The organism is Mesorhizobium sp. B1-1-5 (genome assembly GCF_006443065.1).
Lineage (GTDB): Bacteria > Pseudomonadota > Alphaproteobacteria > Rhizobiales > Rhizobiaceae > Mesorhizobium.
In genome coordinates, this window is sequence record NZ_VFWS01000011.1 from 18,902 (window position 1) to 44,408 (window position 25,507).

25 protein-coding genes and 2 tRNA genes are annotated in these 25,507 nt (G+C 63.5%); 19 read left to right on the top strand and 8 right to left on the bottom strand.

Annotated features, from left to right (window positions below):
- Positions 1-16 precede the first annotated feature (16 nt).
- Positions 17-553: a hypothetical protein gene (locus tag FJ980_RS06510; RefSeq protein ID WP_140542110.1), complete on the bottom strand. Its 537-nt coding sequence runs from the start codon at positions 551-553 to the stop codon at positions 17-19.
- Positions 554-932: 379 nt separating this feature from the next.
- On the opposite strand from FJ980_RS06510, the gene FJ980_RS06515 reads away from it, so the two are divergent.
- The gene (locus FJ980_RS06515) at positions 933-1,565 is read left to right on the top strand and encodes a thermonuclease family protein (protein ID WP_246676328.1); all 633 of its coding nucleotides are present in this window, start codon (positions 933-935) and stop codon (positions 1,563-1,565) included.
- Between the two features lie 252 nt (positions 1,566-1,817).
- Positions 1,818-2,564 (top strand): GGDEF domain-containing protein, encoded by a 747-nt coding sequence (locus FJ980_RS06520; protein WP_246676329.1) that lies wholly within the window; start codon positions 1,818-1,820, stop codon positions 2,562-2,564.
- A 45-nt stretch (positions 2,565-2,609) separates the two neighbouring features.
- On the opposite strand, the gene FJ980_RS06525 is transcribed toward FJ980_RS06520, so the two are convergent.
- Positions 2,610-2,684: transfer RNA gene (locus FJ980_RS06525), tRNA-Thr, on the bottom strand.
- A gap of 224 nt (positions 2,685-2,908) precedes the next feature.
- Here FJ980_RS06525 and FJ980_RS06530 point away from each other — a divergent pair.
- The 10 genes from FJ980_RS06530 (at position 2,909) to FJ980_RS06580 (ending at position 9,358) form a co-directional block, all read left to right on the top strand.
- Positions 2,909-3,157, top strand: coding sequence for a hypothetical protein (locus FJ980_RS06530; protein ID WP_140542112.1), 249 nt, complete (start codon positions 2,909-2,911; stop codon positions 3,155-3,157).
- Positions 3,158-3,298: 141 nt separating this feature from the next.
- The gene (murA, locus tag FJ980_RS06535; protein ID WP_140542113.1) at positions 3,299-4,591 is read left to right on the top strand and encodes a UDP-N-acetylglucosamine 1-carboxyvinyltransferase; all 1,293 of its coding nucleotides are present in this window, start codon (positions 3,299-3,301) and stop codon (positions 4,589-4,591) included.
- Between the two features lie 348 nt (positions 4,592-4,939).
- Positions 4,940-5,374: a DUF2948 family protein gene (locus FJ980_RS06545; RefSeq protein WP_140542114.1), complete on the top strand. Its 435-nt coding sequence runs from the start codon at positions 4,940-4,942 to the stop codon at positions 5,372-5,374.
- Positions 5,375-5,380: 6 nt separating this feature from the next.
- A complete protein-coding gene (gene hisD / locus FJ980_RS06550) occupies positions 5,381-6,673 on the top strand; it encodes a histidinol dehydrogenase (protein ID WP_140542115.1) in 1,293 nt (430 codons plus the stop codon).
- A gap of 2 nt (positions 6,674-6,675) precedes the next feature.
- Positions 6,676-7,161, top strand: a complete 486-nt coding sequence (locus FJ980_RS06555) for a UPF0262 family protein (protein WP_140542116.1) — start codon at positions 6,676-6,678, stop codon at positions 7,159-7,161.
- Between the two features lie 100 nt (positions 7,162-7,261).
- Complete coding sequence (locus FJ980_RS06560; RefSeq protein WP_281406320.1) at positions 7,262-7,741, top strand: low molecular weight phosphatase family protein; 480 nt, start codon at positions 7,262-7,264, stop codon at positions 7,739-7,741.
- Positions 7,742-7,908: 167 nt separating this feature from the next.
- Positions 7,909-8,127, top strand: a complete 219-nt coding sequence (gene infA / locus FJ980_RS06565; RefSeq protein ID WP_006200926.1) for a translation initiation factor IF-1 — start codon at positions 7,909-7,911, stop codon at positions 8,125-8,127.
- Positions 8,128-8,255: 128 nt separating this feature from the next.
- Positions 8,256-8,882: a Maf-like protein gene (locus tag FJ980_RS06570; protein WP_140542117.1), complete on the top strand. Its 627-nt coding sequence runs from the start codon at positions 8,256-8,258 to the stop codon at positions 8,880-8,882.
- Between the two features lie 13 nt (positions 8,883-8,895).
- Positions 8,896-9,117, top strand: coding sequence for a DNA gyrase inhibitor YacG (yacG, locus tag FJ980_RS06575; RefSeq protein ID WP_095765709.1), 222 nt, complete (start codon positions 8,896-8,898; stop codon positions 9,115-9,117).
- Positions 9,118-9,282: 165 nt separating this feature from the next.
- Positions 9,283-9,358, top strand: a tRNA-Phe gene (locus FJ980_RS06580).
- A 44-nt stretch (positions 9,359-9,402) separates the two neighbouring features.
- On the opposite strand, the gene FJ980_RS06585 is transcribed toward FJ980_RS06580, so the two are convergent.
- The 5 genes from FJ980_RS06585 to FJ980_RS06605 all read right to left on the bottom strand — a co-directional run bounded on the left by FJ980_RS06585 (position 9,403) and on the right by FJ980_RS06605 (position 14,382).
- Entirely contained in the window at positions 9,403-10,602 is a 1,200-nt protein-coding gene (locus tag FJ980_RS06585) for a mandelate racemase/muconate lactonizing enzyme family protein (protein WP_140542118.1), read from the bottom strand.
- Positions 10,603-10,611: 9 nt separating this feature from the next.
- Entirely contained in the window at positions 10,612-10,938 is a 327-nt protein-coding gene (locus FJ980_RS06590; protein ID WP_140542119.1) for an NIPSNAP family protein, read from the bottom strand.
- Between the two features lie 102 nt (positions 10,939-11,040).
- Positions 11,041-12,399, bottom strand: coding sequence for a mandelate racemase/muconate lactonizing enzyme family protein (locus tag FJ980_RS06595; RefSeq protein WP_140542120.1), 1,359 nt, complete (start codon positions 12,397-12,399; stop codon positions 11,041-11,043).
- A 59-nt stretch (positions 12,400-12,458) separates the two neighbouring features.
- Complete coding sequence (locus tag FJ980_RS06600; protein WP_140542163.1) at positions 12,459-13,625, bottom strand: mandelate racemase/muconate lactonizing enzyme family protein; 1,167 nt, start codon at positions 13,623-13,625, stop codon at positions 12,459-12,461.
- A 46-nt stretch (positions 13,626-13,671) separates the two neighbouring features.
- Entirely contained in the window at positions 13,672-14,382 is a 711-nt protein-coding gene (locus FJ980_RS06605; RefSeq protein WP_140542121.1) for a GntR family transcriptional regulator, read from the bottom strand.
- Between the two features lie 219 nt (positions 14,383-14,601).
- Here FJ980_RS06605 and FJ980_RS06610 point away from each other — a divergent pair, with 219 nt between their 5' ends.
- The 6 genes from FJ980_RS06610 to FJ980_RS06635 all read left to right on the top strand — a co-directional run bounded on the left by FJ980_RS06610 (position 14,602) and on the right by FJ980_RS06635 (position 21,071).
- On the top strand, positions 14,602-16,083 hold the full coding sequence (locus FJ980_RS06610; protein ID WP_140542122.1) for a sugar ABC transporter substrate-binding protein: 1,482 nt from the start codon (positions 14,602-14,604) through the stop codon (positions 16,081-16,083).
- A 77-nt stretch (positions 16,084-16,160) separates the two neighbouring features.
- The gene (locus FJ980_RS06615) at positions 16,161-17,120 is read left to right on the top strand and encodes a sugar ABC transporter permease (RefSeq protein WP_140542123.1); all 960 of its coding nucleotides are present in this window, start codon (positions 16,161-16,163) and stop codon (positions 17,118-17,120) included.
- Positions 17,117-18,007 carry a carbohydrate ABC transporter permease gene (locus tag FJ980_RS06620; protein ID WP_140542124.1) on the top strand — a complete coding sequence of 297 codons (891 nt, stop codon included), beginning with the start codon at positions 17,117-17,119 and terminating at the stop codon, positions 18,005-18,007. Before FJ980_RS06615 ends, FJ980_RS06620 begins: the two co-directional genes overlap by 4 nt.
- A 12-nt stretch (positions 18,008-18,019) precedes the next feature.
- Positions 18,020-19,117 carry an ABC transporter ATP-binding protein gene (locus tag FJ980_RS06625; protein ID WP_140542125.1) on the top strand — a complete coding sequence of 366 codons (1,098 nt, stop codon included), beginning with the start codon at positions 18,020-18,022 and terminating at the stop codon, positions 19,115-19,117.
- 29 nt (positions 19,118-19,146) lie between these two features.
- Complete coding sequence (locus FJ980_RS06630) at positions 19,147-20,310, top strand: mandelate racemase/muconate lactonizing enzyme family protein (RefSeq protein WP_140542126.1); 1,164 nt, start codon at positions 19,147-19,149, stop codon at positions 20,308-20,310.
- A gap of 23 nt (positions 20,311-20,333) precedes the next feature.
- Positions 20,334-21,071 (top strand): ribonuclease activity regulator RraA, encoded by a 738-nt coding sequence (locus FJ980_RS06635; RefSeq protein ID WP_140542127.1) that lies wholly within the window; start codon positions 20,334-20,336, stop codon positions 21,069-21,071.
- 82 nt (positions 21,072-21,153) lie between these two features.
- Here FJ980_RS06635 and tssH read toward each other — a convergent pair whose 3' ends face one another.
- Entirely contained in the window at positions 21,154-23,991 is a 2,838-nt protein-coding gene (tssH, locus tag FJ980_RS06640) for a type VI secretion system ATPase TssH (protein ID WP_140542128.1), read from the bottom strand.
- A 335-nt stretch (positions 23,992-24,326) separates the two neighbouring features.
- Between tssH and tssA the strand changes: the two genes are divergently transcribed.
- A complete protein-coding gene (gene tssA / locus FJ980_RS06645; RefSeq protein ID WP_140542129.1) occupies positions 24,327-25,502 on the top strand; it encodes a type VI secretion system protein TssA in 1,176 nt (391 codons plus the stop codon).
- Positions 25,503-25,507: the final 5 nt, after the last annotated feature.

Below are 25,507 nucleotides of genomic sequence, written 5' to 3' on the forward strand. Positions count from 1 at the left end.
CGCCCGGACCGGCAGATTACAGATCGCGCTGCAGCGCAAGCATGCGGACAGCGCGGGCTTCGGCACGCAGCTTTGCCTCGCGCAGAAACGCGACATGGCAGTAGGCGCATGCCGCGAGACCGAGGCACAGCACCAGGCTGTTCTTCAAGCTGAAGTCGAGCATAAGCGAAAAGCGCCAGCCGTTCGGTACGGTGAAGGCTGCGATGGTGCTCGCCGTTTCCGCGTTGCTGCTCAGCGCCATCATCTTGCCGGCAAAGATCAGCGCGGCGTGATTGGCGAGGAAGAAACCGGCGGACCATTTTGAGCGGCTGGCCATCCAGCAGGCGCCCGCCGCGAAAACGACAATGGCCGCATCGAGCGCCATCGATCCGCCGAGATAGGCGTGCACCTGCTGCCAGAACATGGTCGAGAACGGCCGCAGCTCGAGCCAGGCGTGCCACGCAGCGGGGCTCGCCGGATAGAAGCCGAGAAGCAGCGCCGCCGCTCGCTCCGCCGCCAGCAGAATGAGCACCAGGGCCGGAAAGGCAAAAAGCAGTATCGGCTTGCGCATCATGTCATCCCCTCGACATCCGATGGCGATTCTAGGCCGCATTGGTTGCGCGAGACTTAACGCAACGCCTTGCTTTTCAAGGAATGTCGCTCACATCTAATGTATGGTCCGGTTCAGCGGTCGGGGGTGGCGCCATGTCGACAGGAGCTAACGGGTCGGGCTCGGGTTGCACCGCCGGCAATCGGCACGATCCCGCGGAGGCCCGCGCGTGAACAAGGTGAGCCCGTCCGGCCGCCCGCTGCTGGCGTCCGCGCTAGCGCGTTTCACCGTTTCACGGAAACGACGAAACGCCCTATCTCTTTGTTTTTTATACAATTCCGGACGGAAAACCGCTCACACTTTTCCTGGAATTGCTCTCGGCGGTCTCGGTCTGCTCGCAGGCATGGTGCTGATCGTCGAGGGTGGCCGCCTGCTGCCGCCCACTTCGATCACACCGGCTCAGGACGCCGGCGACCTGAAGCCGGCCTTCCATGGCCCGATCCATGACGCGCGGCCAGGCCGGCCGGCGCGCAAGATCGCCGAGGACCTCATTGCGCCGCCGCCGCTCGACCCATCCGGGATCGAGCGCATCGAACCGCGTCCTCCGCTTGGCGAACTCGGACTTGCGCCGCGGCCGCAGACGCCGATGCCGCAGGATTGGCGCGAGACGCTGCTTTTCCGTCCCGTCGCGACCTCCTCGGCGGTCGTCGAAGCCATGGGACGCACCGTCGCCATCAGCGGGACGGTCGACATAGGCCCCGACAGGACCTGCATGTTCGACGACACCGCCTGGCCCTGCGGCCGGCGGGCGCGGGCCGCCTTCAACGCCTGGCTGCGCGGGCGGGCGCTGAAATGCTTCCTGCCGCCGGACGTCGACCGTTTCGCCATCGCCGCGCCCTGCGCGCTCGGCACGCAGGATGTCGGCGCCTGGCTGGTTTCCAACGGCTGGGCGATGGCCGCTCGCAGCGGCATTTACGGCAAGGCGGAGGTGGTGGCGAGGACCGCCCGGATGGGCATTTTCGGCCCGCCGCAATAGCGCTGCCGCGAGAAAACCGGTGGCCGGTTCCCTCGCGCACTTGCGTGAAAGCAGAATGGTCAGAGCGGTTCAGCACTTCTAAAACCCGGACTGGGCCGACGACCGGCAGGTCGTCAGCCGTGGACCGCGGCCGCCGGTGTGCCGGACCTTGGCATGGAGACGATGGCGACTTGCATCAAATTGTACGCTTCCCTGACACCGAAATCGTAACGGACCTCCTGTAAGCCGATGCATCGAACAGGAGATTGGCCCTTGACCACGAGAACACCGACCGCGCCGGTTCGCACGTGGCAGCACCTTATCTGGCTGGCCGCGCTTGGCACCGCCGCCTGCGTCGCGCTTTCGCTCGGCTTGAACTACCTGCTGCTTTTCAGCGACAGCCTCACGCCATTCGGCCGCGGGGCCATTACGGCAATCATCGTGCCGATCGTCATCGGTCTGCCGTTGTTTGCCCTGCTCGGCTGGCAACAGGTGGAGATCCGCCGCTATCGGCAGGAACTCACGAGGTCCGGCACCTACGATCAGCTGACCGGCTGCCTGAACGGCAAGGTGTTCACCTCGATGGTCGACAGGAGGGCGGCGAAACCAGCCGGCCCGCGCTCCGGCGCTTTTCTGGTCATCCATCCGGAACATCTGGCATCGATCAACCTGCGTTTCGGTCTCGAATGGGGCGACGAGGCCTTGCGGCTGATCGCATCGGCCATCCGATCCGCGGTGCGCAAGGACGATCTGATCGGCCGGATCGGAACCTCGATGTTCGGCGTCTTCCTGCCGGGCGCGAGCGAAGAGGACGCCAAGGACGTCGGCGAGCGCATTCGCGGCACGGTCGGCGAGATCTATTTCGCGCCGAAAGGCGACAAGGACGTGCTCGCGATCAAAGTCGGCGGCGTCATTTTCGAGCGCGAGCTGGATTTCGGGGACATGTTCCGCTTCGCGGAGGAAGGCATGGTCGAGAACCCGGACGAAGCCGGCCTGCGGTTGTCGCATGTCACCAACTGAGCCGGCGTGATCGCCCGACACGCCCACCAGGATGTTTCGGAAAGCTGGTGCTGCGAGAGAGGATTGAACTCTCGACCTCTCCCTTACCAAGGGAGTGCTCTACCACTGAGCTACCGCAGCCTGCGATGGCGGCGCTTCTGCCATATCGAACCGGTTAGCGCAAGGCCAAGAAAAACCCAAAGCGTCGCATGTGATTCCCGCCAGCAATTATGCGGTTTGGGGCGGCATGCGCGGCCGATCCACAGGATCAAATCCGGCTCTCGGCCCGCTTTCATGACATGGCCGCGCGAAAATGCTAGCCATTGCGGAATCGCGGCCGGCTGACCGCCGGTCAGGAATGGACGATGGACGACAAGGCAAATCCACCGAAAAAAGGCGGCGGCGAGCGCAAGGACCGGCTGGCCGAGGCGCTGCGCGCCAATCTGCAGAAGCGCAAGATGCAGGCGCGTTCGCGACGGGTTGGTGACCCTGACAAGCAGCGCGCTGGCGACGTTCACAAGCAGCGCGCCCGCGACGCTGACGAACAGCGCGTCGGCGATCCCGACGATCGGCCGGAAGGGTTGCCGGCTGCTGGAAAAATGCACAAGGACTGACCAAATCAGCCATACTGGCCGGCCACAGTCGGTCCGGTTTTGAGAAAAATCCTATTTCTTGAACCAAGCCGGCCAATAGTCTAAGCCGGGCACACTCAACCGATTGAAGCGGCCTGTTCCGGGCCGAGGGGACGTTTTCTCATGGATCGCATCAGAATTGTCGGCGGCAATGAGCTTGCCGGCACCATTCCGATCTCGGGCGCCAAGAACGCGGCATTGCCGCTGATGATCGCCTCACTGCTCACCGACGACACGCTGACGCTGGAAAACGTGCCGCATCTGGCCGATGTCGAGCAGCTGATCCGCATCCTCGGCAATCACGGCGTCGATTATTCCGTCAACGGCCGGCGCGAAAAGCAGCAGGAAGGCTATTCGCGCACCATCAATTTTTCCGCCCGCAATATCGTCGACACCACCGCTCCCTACGAGCTGGTGTCAAAGATGCGCGCTTCCTTCTGGGTGATCGGGCCGTTGCTTGCCCGCATGGGCGAGGCCAAGGTGTCGCTGCCCGGCGGCTGCGCCATCGGCACGCGCCCGGTCGACCTGTTCCTCGAGGGCCTGCAGGTTCTCGGCGCCGAGCTCGACGTCGACAATGGCTATGTCATGGCCAAGACCAAGAACGGCCGCCTGATCGGCAATCGCTACGTGTTCCCGAAGGTCTCGGTCGGCGCCACCCATGTGCTGATGATGGCGGCCTCGCTCGCCAAGGGCGAGACGGTGCTGGAGAACGCCGCCTGCGAGCCGGAAATCGTCAATCTCGCCGAATGCCTGATCGCCATGGGCGCCAAGATCCACGGCGCCGGCACCTCGACCATCACCATCCACGGCGTCGAGGTGCTGTCGGGGGCGCGCGTGCGCGTCATCCCCGACCGCATCGAGACCGGCACCTATGCCATGGCGGTGGCCATGACCGGCGGCGACGTGATGCTCGCTGGCGCTCGTCCAGACCTGTTGCAGACCGCGCTCGACGTGCTTGTCGAGACCGGGGCCGAGATCACGCCGACCAATGAGGGCATCCGCGTCAAGCGCAACGGCTCAGGCATTGCGCCGGTCGACGTGACCACCGCCCCCTTCCCCGCCTTCCCGACCGACCTGCAGGCGCAGTTCATGGGTCTGATGACGATGGCCAAGGGCAAGTCGCGCATCACCGAAACGATCTTCGAGAACCGCTTCATGCATGTGCAGGAGCTCGCACGGCTGGGCGCCCACATCACCCTTTCCGGCCAGACGGCGATCGTCGACGGCGTCGCCAGACTGAAGGGCGCGCCCGTGATGGCGACCGACCTGCGCGCCTCGGTGTCGCTGGTCATCGCCGGCCTTGCCGCCGAAGGCGAAACCACGGTCAACCGCGTCTATCACCTCGACCGCGGCTTCGAGCGGCTGGAGGAGAAGCTCTCCGGTTGCGGCGCGGTGATCGAGCGCATTTCGGGCTGATACGCACGAAGCAGGTGCCCGAGACAAAATAAACCTCTCGCGTGTTGGTGCCGCCAATTTTCGAAATCGGCGCCGCCCCTCATCTGCCTGCCGGCATCTTCTCCCCGTGAACGGGGAGAAGGGGCTGTCCGCAGCCTTGGCGCCCTTCCTGAAACGTTCGCGATTGGCGAAGTCGCCGGCGAAAGCGCCACTTCTCCCCGTCACTATACGGGGAGAAGTGCCCTGCAGGGCGATGAGGGGCAGCACAGAGCTGACGTGATTGCCTTTTGCTGCGTCCGTATCGAGGTTGCACGGACTGGAAAGACCGCCTAACAGAAGGCTGAAACCAACCTTAGGTGCGCATTCCGCATGGCAGCTCTCAAGCTCATCGCGCTCGACGACCAGGATCTGAGCATCGTCTCGGCGCATGTCCAGGACGCCGTGATGAAGGTCTCCGACCTCGAATATCTGCCGGCGGCCAAGCGCTTCGTGCTGACCATGAACCGCTTCGTCTGGGAGGCGAAATCCGGCTTGTTCCGCCAGCACAATGAACGGCGCCAGAGCGTCTTGCATTTCGATCGCGTGCTCGGCGCCAAGACCAGCGGCATTGCGCGCGGCAAGCCGGCCGAGGTGCTGTCGCTGCTGGCGGTCAGCTTCATCGCCATCAGCAAGCCGGCCGGCATCGTCGAGCTGATCTTTTCGGGCGGCGGCACCATTATGCTCGACGTCGAATGCATCGAGGCCAGGCTTGCCGATATCGGCGGCTCCTGGGAAGCCACCTCGCGCCCCCTGCACAGAGGCTGAAGCGCGATGGCGATAACGCTCCGACAGCAGGACGCCGATTTCGAACAGCGTTTTTCGGCGTTCCTCACCACCAAGCGCGAGGTGTCGGCCGATGTCGAGGCCGTGGTGCGCGACATCATCGCCCGCGTGCGCGCCGAAGGCGACAAGGCGCTTGTCGATTACACGCTGAAGTTCGACAAAGCCGATCTCAACACGCTCGGCATCGCGGTGTCGAAGGAAGACATCGCCAAGGCCTATGAAGCGGCCGATCCGGCGACCGTCGAGGCGCTCAAATTCGCGCGCGACCGCATCCGCTCGCATCACGAGCGACAGAAGCCGAGGGACGATTGCTATACGGATGCCGCGGGCGTCGAGCTCGGCTCGCGCTGGACGGCGATCGAAGCCGTCGGCCTTTACGTGCCGGGCGGCACGGCGAGCTATCCAAGCTCGGTGCTGATGAACGCCGTGCCGGCCAGGGTCGCCGGCGTCGAGCGCATCGTCATCGTCGTGCCGGCCTCGGGCGGCGTCATCAATCCGCTGGTGCTGGTGGCGGCCGACCTTGCCGGCGTTTCGGAGATCTACCGCGTCGGCGGCGCGCAGGCCGTTGCAGCGCTCGCCTATGGCACCGAGACGATCAGGCCGGTCGCCAAGATCGTCGGTCCAGGCAATGCCTATGTCGCGGCGGCGAAGCGCCAGGTGTTCGGCACGGTCGGCATCGACATGATTGCCGGGCCGTCGGAAGTGCTGGTGGTGGCCGACGCCGACAACGATCCGGACTGGATCGCGGCCGACCTTTTGGCGCAGGCCGAGCATGACGTTTCGGCGCAATCGATCCTGATCACCGACGATCCGGAATTCGGCAAGGCGGTCGAGCAGGCGGTCGAGCACCAGCTCAAGGTGCTGCCGCGCGGCGAGACGGCCGGGGCGAGCTGGCGCGATTTCGGCGCGTTGATCTTGGTGCCGACGCTCGACGCATCGCTGCCGCTGGTCGACAGGATCGCGGCCGAGCATGTCGAGCTCGCCTTCGACGACGCCGAGGCATTCCTTTCCAGGATGCGCAACGCGGGCGCCGTGTTTATCGGCCGCCACACCCCGGAAGTGATCGGCGATTATGTCGGCGGCTCCAACCACGTCTTGCCGACGGCGCGGTCGGCGCGTTTCTCGTCGGGTCTGTCCGTGCTCGATTTCGTCAAGCGCAGCTCGATCCTGAAGCTCGGGCCGGAGCAGCTCAAGGCGCTGGCGCCCGCCGCGATCGCGCTCGCCAAGGCCGAAGGGCTCGATGCCCATGCCCGCTCCGTCGCGATCAGGTTGAACATGTAACGATGTCCGGCCGCGACCAGACCCGCGACAGGCTGATCGACGTCGAGCTCGACGAATCGATCGGGCGTTCGACGCCCGACGTCGAGCACGAGCGGGCCGTGGCGATCTTCGACCTCATCGAGGAGAACCGTTTTCGGCCGGTCAATGATGATGGCGCGGGTCCTTACAAGCTCAAGCTTTCACTGGCCGAGTCCCGCCTGGTCTTCGGCGTCAGCCGCGAGGACGGCGCCGAGGTGGTCACCCACATCCTGTCGCTGACGCCGCTGAGGCGCATCGTCAAGGACTACTACCTGATCTGCGAAAGCTACTACGAGGCCATCCGCTCCTCGACGCCGAGCCATATCGAGGCGATCGACATGGGCCGGCGCGGCCTGCACAATGAAGGCTCGCAGACGCTGATGGACCGGCTAGCCGGCAAGATCGAGATCGACTTCGACACGGCGCGCCGGCTGTTCACGCTGGTCTGCGTGCTGCACTGGCGGGGCTAGATCAGGATGATGTTTCGTTGAAACACCATCCTGATCCAGTTCTTTGTTGGAGCATGATCTTTTCCAAAAACCGGTTCCCACTTTTTGGGATCATGCTCTAGTGGCCGCCCTGCCCCATTCGATCCTGTTCCTATGCGGCATGAACGCCGTGCGCTCGCCGATCGCGGAACAAATGGCGCGCCGCATGCTTCCCGCCACCACCTTCGTCGCTTCGGCCGGTGTGCGCGCCGGCGAGCGCGACCCGTTCGTCGATGCAGTGCTCGCCGAAGAAGGCGTGTCGCTTGGCGAGCGCCAACCCAGGACGCTGGCGGACATGGAGGACGATTATTTCGACCTGATCGTAACGTTGGCGCCGGAGGCGCATCATGCGGCGCTCGAGCTCACCCGCTCGCTCGCCGTCGAGGTCGAATACTGGCCGATGCCGGACCCGACCGACGCAGGCGGCACGCGGGAGCACATCATGGCCGCCTATCGCGATGTGCGCGAGCGGCTGAAAGCGCGCATAAGCCGACGTTTTCTGCTTCCTGAGGCAAAAACCCGGCCGATTAAGCATGTTCACAAGCGGGCGATTATCATATAGGTTCCGCCGCAAATTCCGGCCGGAGTCGGATGATTTCCGGTCGGTTCGGCCGGAAATCATCCGACTCCGGATCAAAGAACTAGAGCACGATGTCGCCCGAAAACCGCTTGACACTTTTCGGCATCATGCTCTAGCCGCCGGAACCGCCATCCAAGCAAAGGTATCGAATGCCGAAGGAAGAAGTCCTCGAGTTTCCAGGTGTGGTCACCGAACTGCTGCCCAATGCGATGTTCCGGGTGAAGCTCGAAAACGAACACGAAATCATCGCCCACACGGCCGGCCGCATGCGCAAGAACCGCATTCGCGTGCTGACCGGCGACAAGGTCCTGGTCGAGATGACGCCCTACGACCTGACTAAGGGCCGCATCACCTATCGCTTCAAGTAACCATCTAGCGCGGACCCAGAGCCGGATGATTTCAGGTCTGCTCGACCTGAAATCATCCGGCTCCAACTCAGGGAGTGGAGCATGATGTCGTCCGAAAACCGCTTCACACTTTTCGGCATCATGCTCCCATGAGCATCCTGCAGAAGCTCGTACTTGCGTCTGGTTCTCCGCGCCGCATCGAACTCTTGCAGCAGGCCGGCATCGAGCCGGACCGGGTGCTGCCCGCCGACGTCGACGAGACGCCGCTGCGCGCCGAGCATCCGCGCTCGCTGGCCAAGCGCCTTTGCAAGGACAAGGCCGAGAAGGCGCTGACCTCGCTGAAGAGCGAGGAGGACTATGCGCCTGCCTTCATCCTCGCCGCCGACACGGTGGTGGCGGTCGGACGGCGCATCCTGCCCAAGGCCGAGACGATCGACGACGCCGTCAATTGCCTCGGCCTGCTTTCCGGCCGCTCGCACCGGGTGTATTCCGGCATCTGCCTGATCACGCCCGGCGGCAAGCTGCGCCAGCGGCTGGTGGAGACAAGGGTGCGCTTCAAGCGGCTACCGCGCGAGGAGATCGACGCCTATGTCGCGTCGGGCGAGTGGCGGGGCAAGGCCGGCGGCTACGCCGTGCAGGGCCTGGCCGGCTCGTTCGTCGTCAAGCTGGTCGGCTCCTACACCAATGTGGTCGGCCTGCCGCTCTACGAGAGCGTGGCGCTGCTTTCCGGCGAAGGCTTCAAGGCGCACCAGCACTGGCACGCCGCGCGCTCATGAGCATAGTCTACACATGAGCTCGGGCGACAAGGTAACGCCGCTGAGGCCGAAGCGGCCCTGCCCCGAATGCGGCAAACCGTCGGCGCGCGAGCATTATCCGTTCTGCTCGGCGCGCTGCAAGGACATCGACCTCAACCGCTGGCTGAAGGGCGCCTATGTCATTCCCGGCCGCGACGGCGAAGAGGAAGAAGACGACAGCCCGAAGCCGGGCCCGACGCCCAAGGACGAGCCGTGAGCGCAGCCGGCGACCGGTCGTTTTCCAGCGATTTTTCTTTCCTGACGAAATCAACACCTAGGCGCTGGACAGGCAAGATTCCCGTGCTATAACCCACGCGCTTTCAAGGGGCGCCGCCTGGCGCCTTCGTGAAACCCGGTGGGCGCATCCCGTTAGCCGGCACAGGCCCAGATAGCTCAGTTGGTAGAGCAGCGGACTGAAAATCCGCGTGTCGGTGGTTCGAATCCGCCTCTGGGCACCATCCCCTCATTCTCCCGATATTCCCCTTCGCCGAAGCCTCTACGCTCAGTCGAAGAAACCCGCATCCTCTTCCCTGAGATATTTCCTGGCCGCCTCGGCATCGATATCGAGTCCCAGCCCCGGCGCTTCCAGCAGGTCCACCATGCTGTCCTTCACGATCTGCGGCGGCAGGCCGATGACGATGTCTTCCCACCAGGGATCGGACGCGCTCGGATATTCGAAGGCAATGTAGTTAGCGGGCAAGGTGGCGCAGACATTGATCAGCGCGCCGAGGCCGAGCAGGCCGTTGGCGGTGCCGTGCGGCGCCATCAGGATGGAATGCATGTAGGCGTGCTCCGCCACCCATTTGAGCTCGGCGATACCGCCTATATCGGCCGGATCCGGGCCGATGACGCGCACCGCCTGCGTCTCGATCAGCTCCTTGAAATTGTGCCGCAGGTAGATCTGCTCGCCGGTATGGATCGGCGTCGAGGTGGAGGTGGTCAGCTCCCGATAGGCCTGCGGATTGACCCACGGCACATAGTCGCCGGTCAGCATGTCCTCGAGCCACATCAAATTGTACTTCTCGACCGCGCGGGCGAACCTGATGGCATCGGGCAGCATCCAGCCCGGGCCGCAGTCGAGCGCCAGGCTGACCTTGTCGCCCAGCGCCTCCTTCATCGCGATCACGCAGTCGAGCACATGGTTGAAGCCGCGCTCGCTGATAACCCCCTGATCCATGGCGCCGTGATAGCCGGCCTTCTTCTGCGTCACGCCGTAGTGAAAGCCCTCGACGCTGTCCTTCATATTGGAGTGGAACGAGATGCCCTGCTTGACCATGAAGAAGTTCTGCGGCTGCTCCATCATCCATTTGACGTCGGCGGCGTAGTCCTCCGGCCGGTCGCCGGTGCGCTTGCGGCGGATCGAGCCGTTGTAGACGCGCACCTTGTCGCGCACCTTGCCGCCAAGCAGCTTATAGACCGGCACGCCCGCGGCCTTGCCGGCAATGTCCCACAGCGCATGCTCGATGGCGCTAACCGCCGCGCCATAGGGCTTGAAGGAGCCGCGCTGGCGGATCTTCAGCATCACCCGCTCGACGTCGGTCGGGTCCTCGCCGATCAGCGCCTCGCGGAAATGCAGCACAAAGGGCTTGAGGTAGGTCTTGGTGAACTCGACTTCGCCAAGGCCGTAAAGACCTTCGTCGGTCACGATGCGCACGATGGGGTGCTGGCCGATGACGGCGCAGCGCAGGTCGGTGATCTTCATGGCGCAGTCCTAGTTCACAGAGGAGAAAGCCGTCGGCGTGAGCAGTTGGCTGCTGATATTGGCAATGATCTGCCCGTCGCGCTCAGACTCGTCCGGGGCCCTGTGCCATGCCGGATCGGTGACGAAAGCCGTCCATTTCACCTCACGCTCGGCCAGCGAATCCCAGGCGAGGAAATAGGTGAGGCGATTGCTGTTTTCGCCGATCGCCGTGGTGAAAAACCCGGCTTGGCGGATGCCATGCCTCTCCCAGATGGCCAGCGTTTGGTCGGAAAAGCGCTTGAGCAAAGCCGGCAGCCTGCCCGGCAGGCAGTCATAGATACGCAGTTCGTAGATCATGCTTTCGTCCGTTTCCTTCTTCACCTCTCCCTTGGGAGAGGTCGACACGAATGGTCGGTCGTTGGCCCTGTGAACCTGGGGGAATGAGGGCGGGGGGTCTGGCTAACTCCAGGTCCGGTCCCAGCTATATTCATTGTCCCAATGCTCGGTGGATTGCCATATCCCCCCGACACCGGGCTGCAGATGCTGCGCGATCACCTCGTCGACGACGTCATCGATCCCCAAGCCCGGTCTGTCCGGAACGGTGATGAAGCCGTCCTTGACGAGCGGCGTCGGCAGGCCGGTGACGATATCGTCCCACCAGTCGACATCGGCGGAATGGTATTCGAGCGCCATGAAGTTCTCGGTCGCGGCCGCGACATGTGCAGCGGCCATCGCAGCGATCGGGCTTTCGGCCATGTGGATCGCCATGGCGACGCCGTGGTCCTGCGCCATGTCGCCGATCTTCTTGGTCTCGAGGATACCGCCGCTGGTGAGCAGATCAGGATGGACTATGGAGAGGCCGCCGCTCTTCAGCAGAGGTTCGAAGCCCTCCTTGAGGTAGATGTCCTCGCCGGTGCAGATCGGCACCGAAGTCGCTTGCTGCAGCTGCCGGTACTGCTCGGTGTACTGCCAGGGAATGACGTCCTCGAGCCAGGCAGGGACATATTTCTCGATGCGACGCGACAGGCGGATGCCGTCCTGCAATGAGATGTGGCCGACATGGTCGATGGCCAACGGGATCTCATAGCCGATGACCTCGCGAACCTCGTGAATGTACCGCTCGAGAAGGTCGATGCCCTTCTCGGTGAAATGCAGACCGGTGAACGGGTGCCGCACGTTCTGCGCGTCATAGGCGAGGTTGCGGGCCTTGCGCTCCTCGATCGTGCCGCCGCGGCCGCGCGGATTGGCGTGAAACCCTTCGAGCGCGCCGGCGGGCGATGTCACAGTGCCCGGAATATGGGCGATCTGCATCAGGCCTAGATCCATCTTCAGGAAGGTGAACCCGCGGTCCATGCGTTCCTTGAGGCGCTTGCCGGTCTCGGTGCCGCTCGGTTTCTCGGCGTCGGTATCGCAATAGACGCGCACGTGATCGCGGAACTTGCCGCCCAGCATCTGGTAGATCGGCACGCCGTAGGCCTTGCCGGCGAGATCCCATAGCGCGATCTCGACCGCCGACACGCCGCCGCCTTGCCGCCCGTGGCCGCCGAACTGCTTGATGCGTCGGAACAGGCGGTCGACATCGCAGGGGTTTTCGCCGAGCAGCCGGCTCTTCAACATCAGCGCATAAGTGGCGCTGGCGCCGTCGCGCACCTCGCCAAGCCCGACGATGCCCTGGTTGGTGTAGATCTTGAGCAGCGCCGAGGTGAACGGCGCGCCGACGATCTCGGCCACCCGCATATCGGTGATGCGGAGCTCGGACGGCCTGGAATTCGTATTCACCCGATTGAGGGCCTCGTCGGCTACACCCGTCTTTGGCATGACTTATCCTCGTTCTCGTCGATGGGTTATGCCCCTCGCGCGGCCCGCACAGGTCGTTGCTAGCCCAACTCGATCTCGTGGGCCTGCAGGTAGTCGCGATTCATCTCAACACCGAGACCCGGCTTCGACGTCAACCTGAGGCTGCCGTTCGAAACGTCGAGCGGCCTGTCGATGAGGTGATCGTATTTGGAGAGGTCCCACTCCGAGGTTTCGAGCTTGTAGAAGTTGGGAACGGTCATCATCACTTGCGCCCCCGCGACCACGTTGATCGGTCCGGCGGCGTCATGCGGCGAAACCGGCACATAGTAGGCTTCACAGAGGGCAGAAATCTTCTTGAGCTCGGTGATGCCGCCGGTCCAGGTGACGTCGGGCATGATGTAGTCGGCGAGCTTGTTCTCGAGCACCGGCACGAAATCCCACTTCGTGTGGCCGCGCTCGCCCCACGAGATGGCGGCGCTGATCTTGTCGCGCACCTGTTTGAGCGCATTGAGGCTCTCGGGCGGACAGGGCTCCTCGAACCAATCGATCTGGCCCGCCTCTTCGAGGCTGCGGCAGAGGCGAATGGCGGTCGGAACATCGAAGCGGCCATGCGCATCGATGAGGATGTCGACATCGGGGCCTGCCGTTTCGCGGATCAGGGCCGTCAGTTCGGCGGCTTCGCGCTCGTCCTTGCGGGTCATGCTGCCGTCGAGATAACCGTCCCGCCTTTCGCGGGCCACGCCATCGACGCTGGGGCCCTGATGGGGAAAAGGATCGAACTTGAGCCCGGTATGCCCGGACTCGACAATATCTCGAATCTCGCGGACCACCGCCTCCTTGCTGGTGAATTTGGCTTGGTTGGGATGGGTATAAAGCGCGATTTCATCGCGTACCGGTCCGCCCAGCAGCTCGTAGATCGGCTTGCCGAGGACTTTGCCCCGGATGTCCCAGAGGGCTATGTCGATGGCGCTGACGCATTCGACGGCGGCGCCGCGGCTGCCCATATAGGTGAAGCTGCGGAAAATCTTGTGCCAGAGATATTCGATACGGGCCGGGTCCTCGCCCGTCACGGCTATCCCGATCTGCCGCAGGATCGTACACAGTGCGCGGTTGGCGAGCTTTGTCGTGGTGGTGATCTCCCCCCAGCCGCTGACCCCCTCGTCGGTCGTCACTTCGACGAACAGATACTCGCCCCAATAGGACGCGTCGGACTTGATCAGCCATGGCCGAATGCTGGTGATTTTCATCTGAACTACCCTTTTTTGAAGTGGCCAGGATGATGTTGCCGATCGGCTATCCGGCTCGAGCCGCAATGCGCGCGCGCATATGTTCGAGCACATGTCGGCCGGAGCCCTCGACATGGCGGGCAATGAGTTCGGCCGCCTTCTCGGCGTCTCCCGATTTAACCAGCGCGATGAGCTCGCGGTGCTCGCGGATGATCGCGGCGCGTCTGGCAAGCGTGAAATTGAACCGTCGGCTGACCGCCCTCAGCACCTCGCGATGCTTCCACCAGAGCTCGGCCGCATGGCGGTTATAATGCCGCTGATACATCACGGTGTGGAAGGCGGTATCGAGCTCGCTGTGCCTTAACGTGTCGACAAAATTGTTCTCCTCGATCAGGCCCTGGAGACGTTCGAGCTCGGCGATGTCCTCGTCGGTGGCCATGTTCACGAACCATCGCGTCAGGGCGGGTTCGATCAGGACGCCGATCTCGTAGATATCCCGGACAAAGTCCTGATCTATGGGTCGCACGCGCGCACCGCGATTGGGGCTGAAGATGACAAAGCCCTCTCCGCGCAACAATTGCAGGGCCTCGCGCACCGGGTTGGTCGAGGTGCCGTGACGCCGGGCGAGATCGGCGACCACAAGCCGTTCGTTGGCGGCTAGCCGTCCCTCGATGATGTCATCCCTGATCAGTTCATAAAGCGAGGCGCCCTCGCTGGAAGCCCCGATGGGGTCAATTCCCGCAGGTGGCTCCGCTTTGAAATCGCTTGTCTCGGCCAAGGCCCATCTCCCCCAAGTGAATACACCCTCCGCCCTATATCACGCTCGGTTTCGATAAAACAATGTACGATTCTTCGCGTTGACAGATAATCTGTGATCTGAAAACGTACAAAGTCGTCGAAGGGATACATTAGAACCGGCAAATATCCCGCGATCGAACGAGCAACGACCGCTTGCCTCGACGCAGAGCGGCACGGGAGAGAAACCTGGAGGATACCTATGACGAGGATTACGCTCGGCGGTGCCGTCCTGCGCGGCACTGTCTCCACTGCGTTAATGGCATCGTTGATGGCCGCGCCGGCGCTGGGCGCGCCGCCGGTCGACCTGAGCAAGTGGTCGCCGGAATATGTGCGCTCCATTGCGGGCACGCAGGATTTTGATACTGCGGGCGATTGCGCCAAGGTCACCCCGCTCGACTACAAGGGGCGACTGACCTTCTGGTATCAGGGCGTGTTCGAGGGCGATCCGGACCTTTTGCGCCAATACTACAAGGATTTCTTCGCAACCTTCCGCAAGACCTATCCGAACATCCAGCTCGAGGAACAAGCACTCACCTATAACGACCTTCTCGACAAGTTCCGCACGGCGCTGCTCGGCAACGCAGCGCCGATGGCGGTCCGCCTGCAAATCCTGGGCGGCACCGAGTTCGCCTCGAAGGGCTATCTGCAGCCGCTCAAGCCTGAGGATGTGGGGTATTCGACCGAGGACTTCTGGCCCGGCGCCATGAAGGCCGTCACCTGGGACGGCGTGACCTACGGCATTCCGACCAACAACGAGACGATGGCGTTCATCTGGAACGCCGACATCTTCAAGCGCGCGGGCCTCGATCCGAACAAGCCCCCGGCAACCTGGGACGATGTCGTCAAATATTCCAAGCAGATCCACGACAAGCTCGGCATTGCCGGTTACGGCCTGGTGGCGCGCAAGAATGCCGGCAACACGCCTTACCGCTTCATGCCGCAGTTGTGGGCCTATGGCGGCGGCGTCTTCGACGAGGCCACCGCCAACCCCACCTACAAGCAGATCGAGCTCGACAGCCCGCAGAGCAAGGCGGCGCTGCAAGCCTCCTACGACATGTATGTTCGCGACAAATCGGTTCCGGTCTCGGCGCTCACCAACCAGCAGGCCGACAACCAGCCCCTGTTTCTCGCTGGCCAGCTCGGCATGATGATCTCGCATCCGTCCGACTACAACGTCATGCTCGACCTGCAGAAGAAGGCGACGGGCACCGACAAGGACAAGGCACAGACCGTCATCGACAACATGCGCTACGGCCTGATTCCGACCGGCCCCGACGGCAAGCGCGCCGTCGTGTTCGGCGGCTCGAACATCCACATCCTGAAGCCCGAATATGTCGAAGGGGGCAAGGTGGACGAGCCGGCCGCAAAGGCCATCATCTGCATGTGGACGAGCCCGGAATGGTCGCTGAAGATGGCCTATGCCGGATCGAACCCGGGCAACCTCAACGGCTTCAAGACCAAATGGATGAAGGAACGCCTGGATAACATCAAGTTCCTCGACGTCACGACCTCGATGCTGCCATACGGCATCCCGTTCCCGGCGCTGCCGCAGTCGCCCGAAATCATGAACATCATCGTCCCGGACATGCTGCAGAATGCCCTGACCGGAGCGATGACCGTCGACCAGGCGGCGGACGACGCGGCCAAGAAGGTGAAAGACCTGATGGGAGGCGGGCTCTAATCCGGGCCTGACCGACGATCCGATCGGCTGCGCCGCGAGCGCAGCCGATACTTCCCCAAGAACAAGGGCGCGCTACAGTGACGATCGCGACCGGCAAGGCCGAGGCTCGCCGCAGATTGCAACCCGCCGGGTCCGGCTTGCTCCGCAGTATCTGGGAGCATCGCGCCGACTACGCGTATGTGCTTCCCGCGATCGCCGTGATGCTCATCGTCATCGCCTATCCGATCTACTACACAATCGAGCTGTCCTTCTTCAACACCCCGCCCGGCCTGCAGCTTCGCGACAAGATCTTCGTCGGCATCAACAACTACACGGCCATCCTCACAAGCGAGGTGTTCTGGAAGGTCACCTGGAACACGCTTATCTGGACAGCGGCCTCCACTTTCATTTCCTTCGTCCTTGGCTTTTGCGCCGCGCTGGCGCTCCACCGTGACTTTGTCGGCCGCGGTATCCTGCGCGCCATCCTGATCATTCCCTGGGTCATCAGCGCGGTCGCCGCTTCCTATATCTGGAAGTGGATCTACCATTCGGATTTCGGGGTCATAGGCGCGGTTCTGGTTGGCCTCGGATTGGCCGGAGGGCCGCCGAATTTCATCGATAATGTCAGCACGGTGCTGCCCTCCCTGATCGTCGTCAATATCTGGCGCGAGTTTCCGTTTGCCATGATCATGATGATGGCCGGCCTGCAGACGGTTCCCGACCAGTTGCTGCGCGCCGCGACGGTCGACGGTGCCAATGCATGGCAACGCTTTTGGCACGTCACCTTCCCGCATTTGAGAAACGTCTCGACGGTGACGATCCTGCTGCTCGCGGTAGCCAACTTCAACTCCTTCATCATCCCATGGATCATGACCGGCGGCGGGCCGTCCAACGCGTCGCATATCTGGATCACCCACATCTATGAGCTTGCCTTCGGCCGGCAGCGCTGGGGCGTGGCGTCGGCCTATTCGGTGCTGCTGTTCTTCATCCTGATGACACTCGGCTATTTCTATGTCCGTGCGCTGAGCGGCAACGAGCGGAAGGACGGGAGCGCATGAGCACGATTGCCGAGACGGCCCCTCGAGACCGGGCCCGTCGCCGCATGCGAATCGACGGATGGCGGTGGGGCGGCCGCATATTCCTGGTGTTCATGCTGCTTTACACCGCCTTGCCGATGATCTGGATGCTGCTGACCTCGATCAAGTCCGGCTTCGCGGCGATGCAATTTCCGCCGCAATGGTGGCCGGACCAGCCCACTCTTGCCAGCTACCAAAAGCTGCTCGATCCGCAGAACAGCGTCGGCCAGGATTTCCTGCGCTTCTTCTGGAACAGCCTTTACGTTTCCAGTGCCACGACCATCCTTTCGGTGATCGTGGCGGTTCCCGCGGCCTACGCGTTTTCGCGCTTCACCTTCCCGGGCCGGAACTTCCTGTTCTTCGCAGTGCTGCTCCGAAATATGTTCCCGGCGGTGATCTTTCTCGTGCCGCTGTTCATCCTGATGCGCGCGCTCGGGCTGGTGAACACGCATGGATCGCTCATCCTCACCTATCTGACCTTCGGCCTGCCGCTGGCGATCTGGCTGCTCAAGGGCTTCTACGACAACATCCCGGTGCAGCTCGAGCAGGCGGCGCGCATCGACGGCGCTACACGTTTCCAGGCATTCATCCTGATCGTGATGCCGCTCTCGACGCCGGGGATCATCGCCACCGCGATCTATTCCTTCATCGGCGCCTGGAACGAGTACATCTACGCCTACACCTTCCTCTCCAAGAACGAACAGTTGACCCTGCCGGTCGGCATCCAGCGCTTCTTCTCGGAAAATACGACGGACTTCCCGGGCCTGATGGCGGCAAGCTTCATAATGAGCGTGCCCGTCGTCGTGCTGTTTCTCGTCTTGCAACGATACTTCGTACGCGCCCTGACGGAAGGCGCGGTCAAGCACTAGGAGTCGCTGCCGATGGCCCACGTGGTCCTCAAAGATCTCGTCAAGACCTATGGCGGCTTCAAAGCTGTCAACGACGTCTCGCTGACGGTCAACGACGGGGAGTTCGTCGCTCTCGTCGGCCCTTCAGGCTGCGGCAAGACAACCACGCTTAATCTCGTAGCAGGTCTGACCTCGGCAACATCGGGCGACATCGTCATCGGGGACCGCGTGGTCAACGGCCTCGATCCCAAGGACCGGGACATCGCGATGGTGTTCCAGAACTATGCGCTCTACCCGCAGAAATCGGTCTACAAGAACCTGGCCTTCCCGCTGCAGATGCGCAGGCTGCCCAGGGACGAGATCGACAAGAAGGTCAGGGAAGCGGCGCGCGTGCTCGATATGACGCAGTTGCTCGAGCGCAAGCCGCGCGAGCTTTCGGGTGGTCAGCAGCAGCGCGTGGCCCTGGGCCGCGCCCTCGTTCGAGATCCCGCTGTGTTCCTGATGGACGAGCCGCTCTCCAATCTCGACGCAAAACTGCGCGTTCAGATGCGGTCCGAGATAAAGCGGTTCCACCAGGACCTGAAGGCGACGATCATCTATGTGACGCACGACCAGCTCGAGGCCGTGACTATGGCGGACAGGATGGCGGTGATGAACGGCGGCTATCTGCAGCAATATGATTCGCCGGCGCAGGTTTTCGCCCATCCCGTGAACATGTTCGTCGCAAGCTTCGTGGGCAGCCCGGCAATGAGCCTTATTCCGCTCGAGGCATCGACGGCGAACGGCGGCACGGTGTTGACCAGCGCGGAGGGCTGGAGCCTTGAACTGTCGCCGCCCAATGCCCGGAAGGTCGCGACAGCAACGACCCGGAAAGTCGTGCTCGGCGCGCGACATTCGACGATCAAGCTGCACAAGAGTGCGGTGCCGGGCAGCGTTCCGGCCAAGGCCTACACGGTGGAGCCGACCGGCGACGTGACTTTCGTTCAGGCGTTCCTGTCCGGCGCCATCGTCAATGTCAGCGTGCCGCCGAGCATTGCCGTCGCGCCCGACGAGCGGATCTGGCTCGAGTTCGACCAGGAGCGGATGCATCTGTTCGACAGCGAAACCGAAATGGCCCTCAGGGCCGATTGACGCGGTGGATGCGTGTGGACGTGGCGCGAATGACGACGAAACTTAAGATCACCGCGATCAAGCCCTACCCAGTGTGGGTGGGAACGCGCAACCAGATGCTTGTCAAGGTCGAGACCGACCAGGGCATCTTCGGCTGGGGCGAGAGCGGCTTGAGCGGCCGCGAGAAGGCCGTGGCCGGCGCCGTCGAGCATTATCGCGAGTTCCTCGTCGGCCGCGACGCCATGCAGATCGGCCGGATCTGGCAGGAGCTTTATCGCTGCCAGTATTTCGAGGGCGGGCGGGTTCTGCAGGCGGCGATTTCCGCCATCGACATCGCCCTTCACGACATCAAGGGCAAGGCGCTGGGAGTGCCGGTCTACGAACTGCTCGGCGGCAAGCAGCGCGACCGCATCCCCACCTTCGCCTCGACCGGAGACGAGGCCGAGGGCGATGCTGCCATCGAACGCGCCCATGAGTTGCGCGCGCAGGGATGGCAGGCGATCCGCTTCTTTCCCTCCGGCCAAAGCAGCAAGGACATCTTCGAGCCGCGCGAGTCGATCGGCGCTACGGCGAGCATGCTGAACAAGGCGCGCGCGGCGCTGGGCGAGGACGTGGTGCTCGGCATCGACTATCATCATCGGCTGTCGGTGGCGGAGGCCGCGAGCTTCTGCAACAAGCTCGGCCGCGGCGTGCTCGATTTCCTCGAGGAGCCGATACGCGACGAGACGCCGGAGGCCTACGAGTCCCTGCGCAGGATGACCGACATCCCCTTTGCCATCGGCGAGGAATTTGCCAGCAAGTGGCAGTTCCTGCCCTATATCGAGCGCGGCATCCACCAATTCAACCGGCTCGATGTCTGCAATGTCGGCGGGCTCACCGAGGCGATGAAGGTAGCCGGCTGGAGCGAAGCGCATTATGTGGACCTGATGCCGCACAACCCGCTCGGTCCGGTGTGCACCGCCGCGACCGTGCATCTGGCCGCCGCGGTGCCCAATTTCGCCTGGCTCGAAACCAGGGCGCCTGAACGAAAGCTGGGCTTCGATAACTCCGACTTCTTCCCTGTGCAGCCGCGGCTCGACGGGACCGATTACCCGGTGGGCGATCTGCCGGGGCTCGGCGTCGAGGTCAACGAGGAGGCGATCAAGGCGCAGAGTTTCCGCTTCTGGGAAGCGCCTCATCTCAAGCGCCGCGACGGTTCCGTCACCAACTGGTAATTCTTTCACACCGGAGTTCGACAATGACGCATATTCCCGACATCACGCGTCCGCCCAAGGACGTGATCGACGCGCTGAAGGAGATCGGCGCCGCGACGGTTGCCGGCACGCTTGGCCATATGGGCTTCCGCAGTCCGCACATGGTCGGCCCGGTGGCACAGAACCATGGCAAGTCGATCGTCGGACCGGCGTTGACGCTGCAATTCCTGCCGCAGCGGCCGGACCTGTTCGACGAGGGAGAATATACCGATCCGGAGACGCAACTGCACCGGCACGTGCTCTACCATGCGCAGGAGGGCGACGTGGTCGTGGTCGACGCCCGCGGCGATATGAGCTCGGGCGTCTTCGGCGATATGATGTCGACCTATTTCAAGGGCAGAGGCGGCGCCGGCATCGTCATCGATGGATGCATGCGCGACCGGCCCAATGTCGAAAAGCTCGATCTGCCCCTGTGGCTGCGCGGCTGGACGCCAAACTATCATGTGCAGACCAGCATCTATCCCAACGCGGTCAATGTTCCGATTGCCTGCGGCGGCGTCACGGTGATCCCCGGCGACATCATCGTCGCCGACGATGACGGCGCGGTGGTGGTTCCCGTCGCAATGGCCGCCAAGGTCATCGAAGAGGCACAGAAGCATCACGATTGGGAAGAGTTTTCACGCGAGAAGCTGATGCAGGGCGCTCCCTTGCAACGATACTATCCGCTGCACGACGATGCCCGCACAGAGTATGAGGAGTGGCGCAGGACAAGACGCCTTTGAGTTGGCAAGCGCGCTCCCAGCCCGGCGGCACGAGGCATCGACCATCCGGTCGCGCAAAGGCGGCTTCCCTCGCCATGAAGGCCTATTCGAACGAGTAGGTAAATCCTTCCGGCGACGCGCCGACGATGACTTTCGCCATCTTCTTGCCCTCGAGCGAGCGGTTGAGGACGCCGCGGCTGAGTTCAGGCAGCAGCGTGTTGGTGAGGATGGCGTCGATCATGCGGCCGCCGGACTCGATCTCCGTGCAGCGCGCCTTGACCAAGTCCATGACGCCGTCGCCGATCACGAGCTCGGCGTCATTGGTGTCCTTGAGGCGCTTGGCGATCTTGCCGAACTGGTGACGGGCGATCGCCTCGATCATGGAATCCGACAACGGGTAATAGGGTATCGTGACGACGCGACCGAGGAAGGCGGCCGGGAAGACCTTCAGCAGCGGGGCGCGCAGCGCGGTATCGAGATCGTCGATGCCGGTGCGCACCGTGCCGTTCCTGGTGCGATCCATGATGACGTCGGATCCGACATTCGAGGTGAGCAGGATCAGCGTGTTCTTGAAGTCGATGCGGCGGCCTTCGCTGTCGTCCATCATGCCCTTGTCGAAGACCTGGAAGAATATCTCGTGCACGTCGGGATGCGCCTTCTCGACCTCGTCGAGCAGGATCACCGAATAGGGTTTCCTGCGCACCGCCTCAGTCAGGATGCCGCCCTTGCCGTAGCCGACATAGCCGGGCGGCGCGCCCTTGAGCGTCGAGACGGTGTGCGCTTCCTGGAACTCCGACATGTTGATCGAGATCAGGTTCTGCTCGCCGCCGTAAAGCGTCTCGGCAAGCGCCAGCGCGGTCTCGGTCTTGCCGACGCCGGAGGGGCCGCAAAGCAGGAACACGCCGACCGGTTTTTCCGGGGCGCCGAGGCCGGCGCGGCTGGTCTGCACGCGCCTGGCGATCATCTCCATCGCGTGATCCTGACCGACCACGCGCTCGGACAGGGTCGCGACGAGCCTGAGCGCCTTTTCTGTCTGGCTGGACAGCATGCGTCCGGTCGGGATGCCGGTCCAGTCCTGTACCACGGCGGCGACCGCATTGCGGTCAACCGAGGGCAGGATGAGCGGTGTCTCCCCCTGCGCCGCGGCAAGCTCGGCCATCAGTTCGCGCAGCCGCGCCAGATTGGCAGCGGCTTCGTCCGCCGGCTCGGCGGACACCGCTTCGGCCTTCGCAGCCTTGGCGTTCGTGGCCTCGGCCTTCTTGGTCTCGGCAGCCTTGCCGTCGCCAATCTTGCTCTCGCCGATCTTGCTCTCGGGAGCCCTTTGCTCTGGCGCCTTCGCCGCGCCCTCCGCGCTCTCTGCCTCCGCAGCGGCCCCTTCGTCCGGCGCCGCATCGAGCGGCACGCCCTCGCCGCGCAATTTTGCGCGCAGGTCGAGTATCTCGGCCACCAAGGCCTTTTCCCGGTCCCAGCGCGCCTGGGCAGCGGCCAAAGCGGTCGCGGTTTCCGCCAGCCCGGCGTCGACACGGGCCTGCCGGTCGGCGACGTCGATGCCGATCGCGGCCTCGCGGCCGATGATGCCGCTCTCGACCTCCAGCGCCTGGCGGCGGCGCAGGATGTCCTCGACCTCGGCCGGCGTCGCATGCTGCGAAACCGCGACGCGCGCGCAGGCGGTATCGAGCAGGCTGACCGCCTTGTCCGGCAATTGCCTAGCCGGGATGTAGCGGTGCGACAGCGAGACCGCCGCCTCGATCGCCTCGTCCAGGATCTGCACCTTGTGGTGCTGCTCCAGCACGCCGGCGACGCCGCGCAGCATCAGCACGGCCACCGCTTCCGACGGCTCGTCGATCTTGACCACCTGGAAACGGCGGGTGAGCGCCGGGTCCTTCTCGATATGCTGCTTGTACTCAGCCCAGGTCGTGGCCGCGATGGTGCGAAGCTCGCCGCGCGCCAATGCCGGTTTCAAGAGATTGGCGGCATCGCCGGTCCCGGCCGCGCCGCCAGCGCCGATCAGCGTATGCGCCTCGTCGATGAACAGGATGATCGGCACCTCTGAGGCCTGGACCTCGTCGATGACCGCCTTCAGCCGCTTCTCGAATTCGCCCTTGACGCTGGCGCCGGCCTGCATCAGCCCGACATCGAGCATGCGCACGCTGACATTCTGCAGTGTCGGCGGCACGTCGCCCTGGGCGATGCGCAGCGCAAAACCCTCGACGACCGCGGTCTTGCCGACGCCGGCCTCGCCAGTCAGGATCGGGTTGTTTTGCCGACGGCGCATCAGGATATCGACGATCTGCCTGATTTCCGGGTCGCGGCCGACGACAGGGTCGATCTTGCCGTCGCGGGCGCGCTGGGTGAGGTCGGTGGCATATTTCGCCAGCGCCGAATCCCCACCCGGACCGCGCTTCATCGGTGTCTCGGCAGCGCGCTCGGCGGGCGGTGAGCCGGCCTCGAGCGAGCCTTCGGTGACATCGGCGAAGCGGGAGATGACCCCATCGGCGTCGATCTTGTCGAATTCGGCGCTGATCTTGGAGACCAGGCCCTCCAGCACCGGCGTCTTCAGGCAGGCAAGCAGGATATGGGCGCTGCGCACTTCCTCGACGCCGAACTCCAGCGTCGCAAGATTCCATCCTTCCTGGATGGCGTGGAAGATGTGGTCGGAAAATTCCTCCACCGAGGTGGCGCCGTAGGGCAGCTTGTCGATGGCACGGGTCATGTCGGCCGTCAGCCGGCTGGCATCGAGTCCGGCGTCGGCGACGATCATCTGTACATCCGAGCGCTCTGACAGCACCAGTTGCTGGATGAAATGGACAAGCTCGACATAAGGATTGCCGCGCAGCTTGGCCGTGTCGGCCGCGGCCTTGAAGGCGCGCACCCCGGTGGCGTTCAGCTTGGCGACCAGTTCCTTACGCTTGAAGCTCTGCGATGACCGGCGCTGTTCCATCGAACCTGCTCCCGCAACCTGCCGACCGTACCCTGCCATATAAGCGGCTGCTTGACAAAGCCGCATGCCGGATAAGGTTTTTTGAATCCATCCGGGCGGCACCGCCCGGTTACACAAGCCTTGCAAACTCGTGGCCAACAAACACGATTGCTCTCCAGGCTATGCGAGCCATTTCACATACCGGGTCCGGCAATCGCGCAATGGGTTTGGCCGAAGAAAAAACGGTGGCGTTTAGCTTCCGTTAGTTTTTGCGCAGTTGCTCAATTGTCGTCGCATGAGGCCGGTGATAACGTTACGTCACATAGGGGTCTCAGGGCCGCTGGCTGGGGGTTGGTGTGATTGATCTCGCACTCTGGCTGAATCCTCTGAACGGTGAGAATCCGTCGGGAGAGGACTTGCGCAACGACCCGGCCTTTCATGAGCTGGAGCGCCTGGCCGAGCCTCAGCTCAAAGTTGTCCATGACGGCAACAGCAAGCCCACTTCGCAATCCAGTCCGGTCGACTGGGCGGCGGTGCTCGAAAGGGCCGAAGAGTTGCGCGCCCGCGGCCGGGACCTGCGCCTGCTGGTTATCGTCACGCGGGCCTTGGCCAACGAGGAAGGGCTGGCCGGCCTCGCCCAGGGCCTGACGTTGATCGCCAAGACGTTCGACCAGCATTGGGACACGATGCATCCGGCATTACGGGCGAACGCGCCGCCGCGCGATGCTGCCTTGCGGCGCATCAACGCGCTGCTCGATCTGCAGAACGGCCAGGAAGGCTTGCTGGCGAACCTCAGGCAGATGGCCTTCTTCTCCCCGCGCGCGATCGGACCGATCAGCGGCCGGGACCTCGAACAGGCTGCGCTCGACGAACGCGTCATGCTCCAGGAAGCAGCCTCCGGCCTTGGGACCGCCGAAAAGGCGGCGCTGACGAGCGCCCACAATCAGCTGTTGAACCGCGTGCGGACCGGATGCGCGGCGCAAATCGATCAAGCAGCGGATGTGATGACGTCGCTGCTCGCCGACGCGCGGGCCGCGATCGCCGCCCTCGACGCGGTGGACGCCGCGCTCAATGCCCGCATCGACGGCCATGGCGCCACGGTCCCGGAATTGAAGAAGTTCCTGCAGCGTTTGCTGACGACGCTGGAGCGGAATTCCGGTGCCGGCGCCACGGCGAATGGCGCCGCGAAGGCCGCTCCGCAGGCGGCGGCGGAACCAGCAATGCCCGCCCGCAACGGTCATGGAGCCGAGACGATGGCAAGTGTGGCAAGCCCTGTGGACGCGGGCGCCGGTCTGCCGGACCGGATCAACTCGCGTGACGAGGTCGTCAAATGCCTCGACCTCGTGGTCGCCTTCTACGACCGCACCGAACCATCCAGCCCCATTCCGCATCTGGCGCGGCGCGTGCGCCGGATGGTGCACATGGATTTCGTGGAACTGATGGAAGATCTCGCCCCGTCGGGGCTGAAGGAGTTCCGGCTGCTTGCCGGCGTTCCCGATCCCAAGAAGCCGGCCCAGAAGGATGAAAGGTAGAAAAG

What these genes read in the sequence shown, in the direction of transcription:
- FJ980_RS06625 (WP_140542125.1), top strand. Translation starts at nt 18,020, where the DNA reads ATGGCCCACGTGGTCCTCAAAGATCTCGTCAAGACCTATGGCGGCTTC.
- FJ980_RS06600 (WP_140542163.1), bottom strand. Translation starts at nt 13,625, where the DNA reads ATGAAAATCACCAGCATTCGGCCATGGCTGATCAAGTCCGACGCGTCC.
- FJ980_RS06595 (WP_140542120.1), bottom strand. Translation starts at nt 12,399, where the DNA reads ATGCCAAAGACGGGTGTAGCCGACGAGGCCCTCAATCGGGTGAATACG.
- tssH (WP_140542128.1), bottom strand. Translation starts at nt 23,991, where the DNA reads ATGGAACAGCGCCGGTCATCGCAGAGCTTCAAGCGTAAGGAACTGGTC.
- hisD (WP_140542115.1), top strand. Translation starts at nt 5,381, where the DNA reads ATGGCGATAACGCTCCGACAGCAGGACGCCGATTTCGAACAGCGTTTT.
- FJ980_RS06555 (WP_140542116.1), top strand. Translation starts at nt 6,676, where the DNA reads ATGTCCGGCCGCGACCAGACCCGCGACAGGCTGATCGACGTCGAGCTC.
- FJ980_RS06585 (WP_140542118.1), bottom strand. Translation starts at nt 10,602, where the DNA reads ATGAAGATCACCGACCTGCGCTGCGCCGTCATCGGCCAGCACCCCATC.
- FJ980_RS06570 (WP_140542117.1), top strand. Translation starts at nt 8,256, where the DNA reads ATGAGCATCCTGCAGAAGCTCGTACTTGCGTCTGGTTCTCCGCGCCGC.
- FJ980_RS06530 (WP_140542112.1), top strand. Translation starts at nt 2,909, where the DNA reads ATGGACGACAAGGCAAATCCACCGAAAAAAGGCGGCGGCGAGCGCAAG.
- FJ980_RS06630 (WP_140542126.1), top strand. Translation starts at nt 19,147, where the DNA reads ATGACGACGAAACTTAAGATCACCGCGATCAAGCCCTACCCAGTGTGG.
- infA (WP_006200926.1), top strand. Translation starts at nt 7,909, where the DNA reads ATGCCGAAGGAAGAAGTCCTCGAGTTTCCAGGTGTGGTCACCGAACTG.
- FJ980_RS06510 (WP_140542110.1), bottom strand. Translation starts at nt 553, where the DNA reads ATGATGCGCAAGCCGATACTGCTTTTTGCCTTTCCGGCCCTGGTGCTC.
- murA (WP_140542113.1), top strand. Translation starts at nt 3,299, where the DNA reads ATGGATCGCATCAGAATTGTCGGCGGCAATGAGCTTGCCGGCACCATT.
- FJ980_RS06545 (WP_140542114.1), top strand. Translation starts at nt 4,940, where the DNA reads ATGGCAGCTCTCAAGCTCATCGCGCTCGACGACCAGGATCTGAGCATC.
- yacG (WP_095765709.1), top strand. Translation starts at nt 8,896, where the DNA reads ATGAGCTCGGGCGACAAGGTAACGCCGCTGAGGCCGAAGCGGCCCTGC.
- FJ980_RS06515 (WP_246676328.1), top strand. Translation starts at nt 933, where the DNA reads ATGGTGCTGATCGTCGAGGGTGGCCGCCTGCTGCCGCCCACTTCGATC.
- FJ980_RS06610 (WP_140542122.1), top strand. Translation starts at nt 14,602, where the DNA reads ATGACGAGGATTACGCTCGGCGGTGCCGTCCTGCGCGGCACTGTCTCC.
- FJ980_RS06620 (WP_140542124.1), top strand. Translation starts at nt 17,117, where the DNA reads ATGAGCACGATTGCCGAGACGGCCCCTCGAGACCGGGCCCGTCGCCGC.
- FJ980_RS06635 (WP_140542127.1), top strand. Translation starts at nt 20,334, where the DNA reads ATGACGCATATTCCCGACATCACGCGTCCGCCCAAGGACGTGATCGAC.
- FJ980_RS06590 (WP_140542119.1), bottom strand. Translation starts at nt 10,938, where the DNA reads ATGATCTACGAACTGCGTATCTATGACTGCCTGCCGGGCAGGCTGCCG.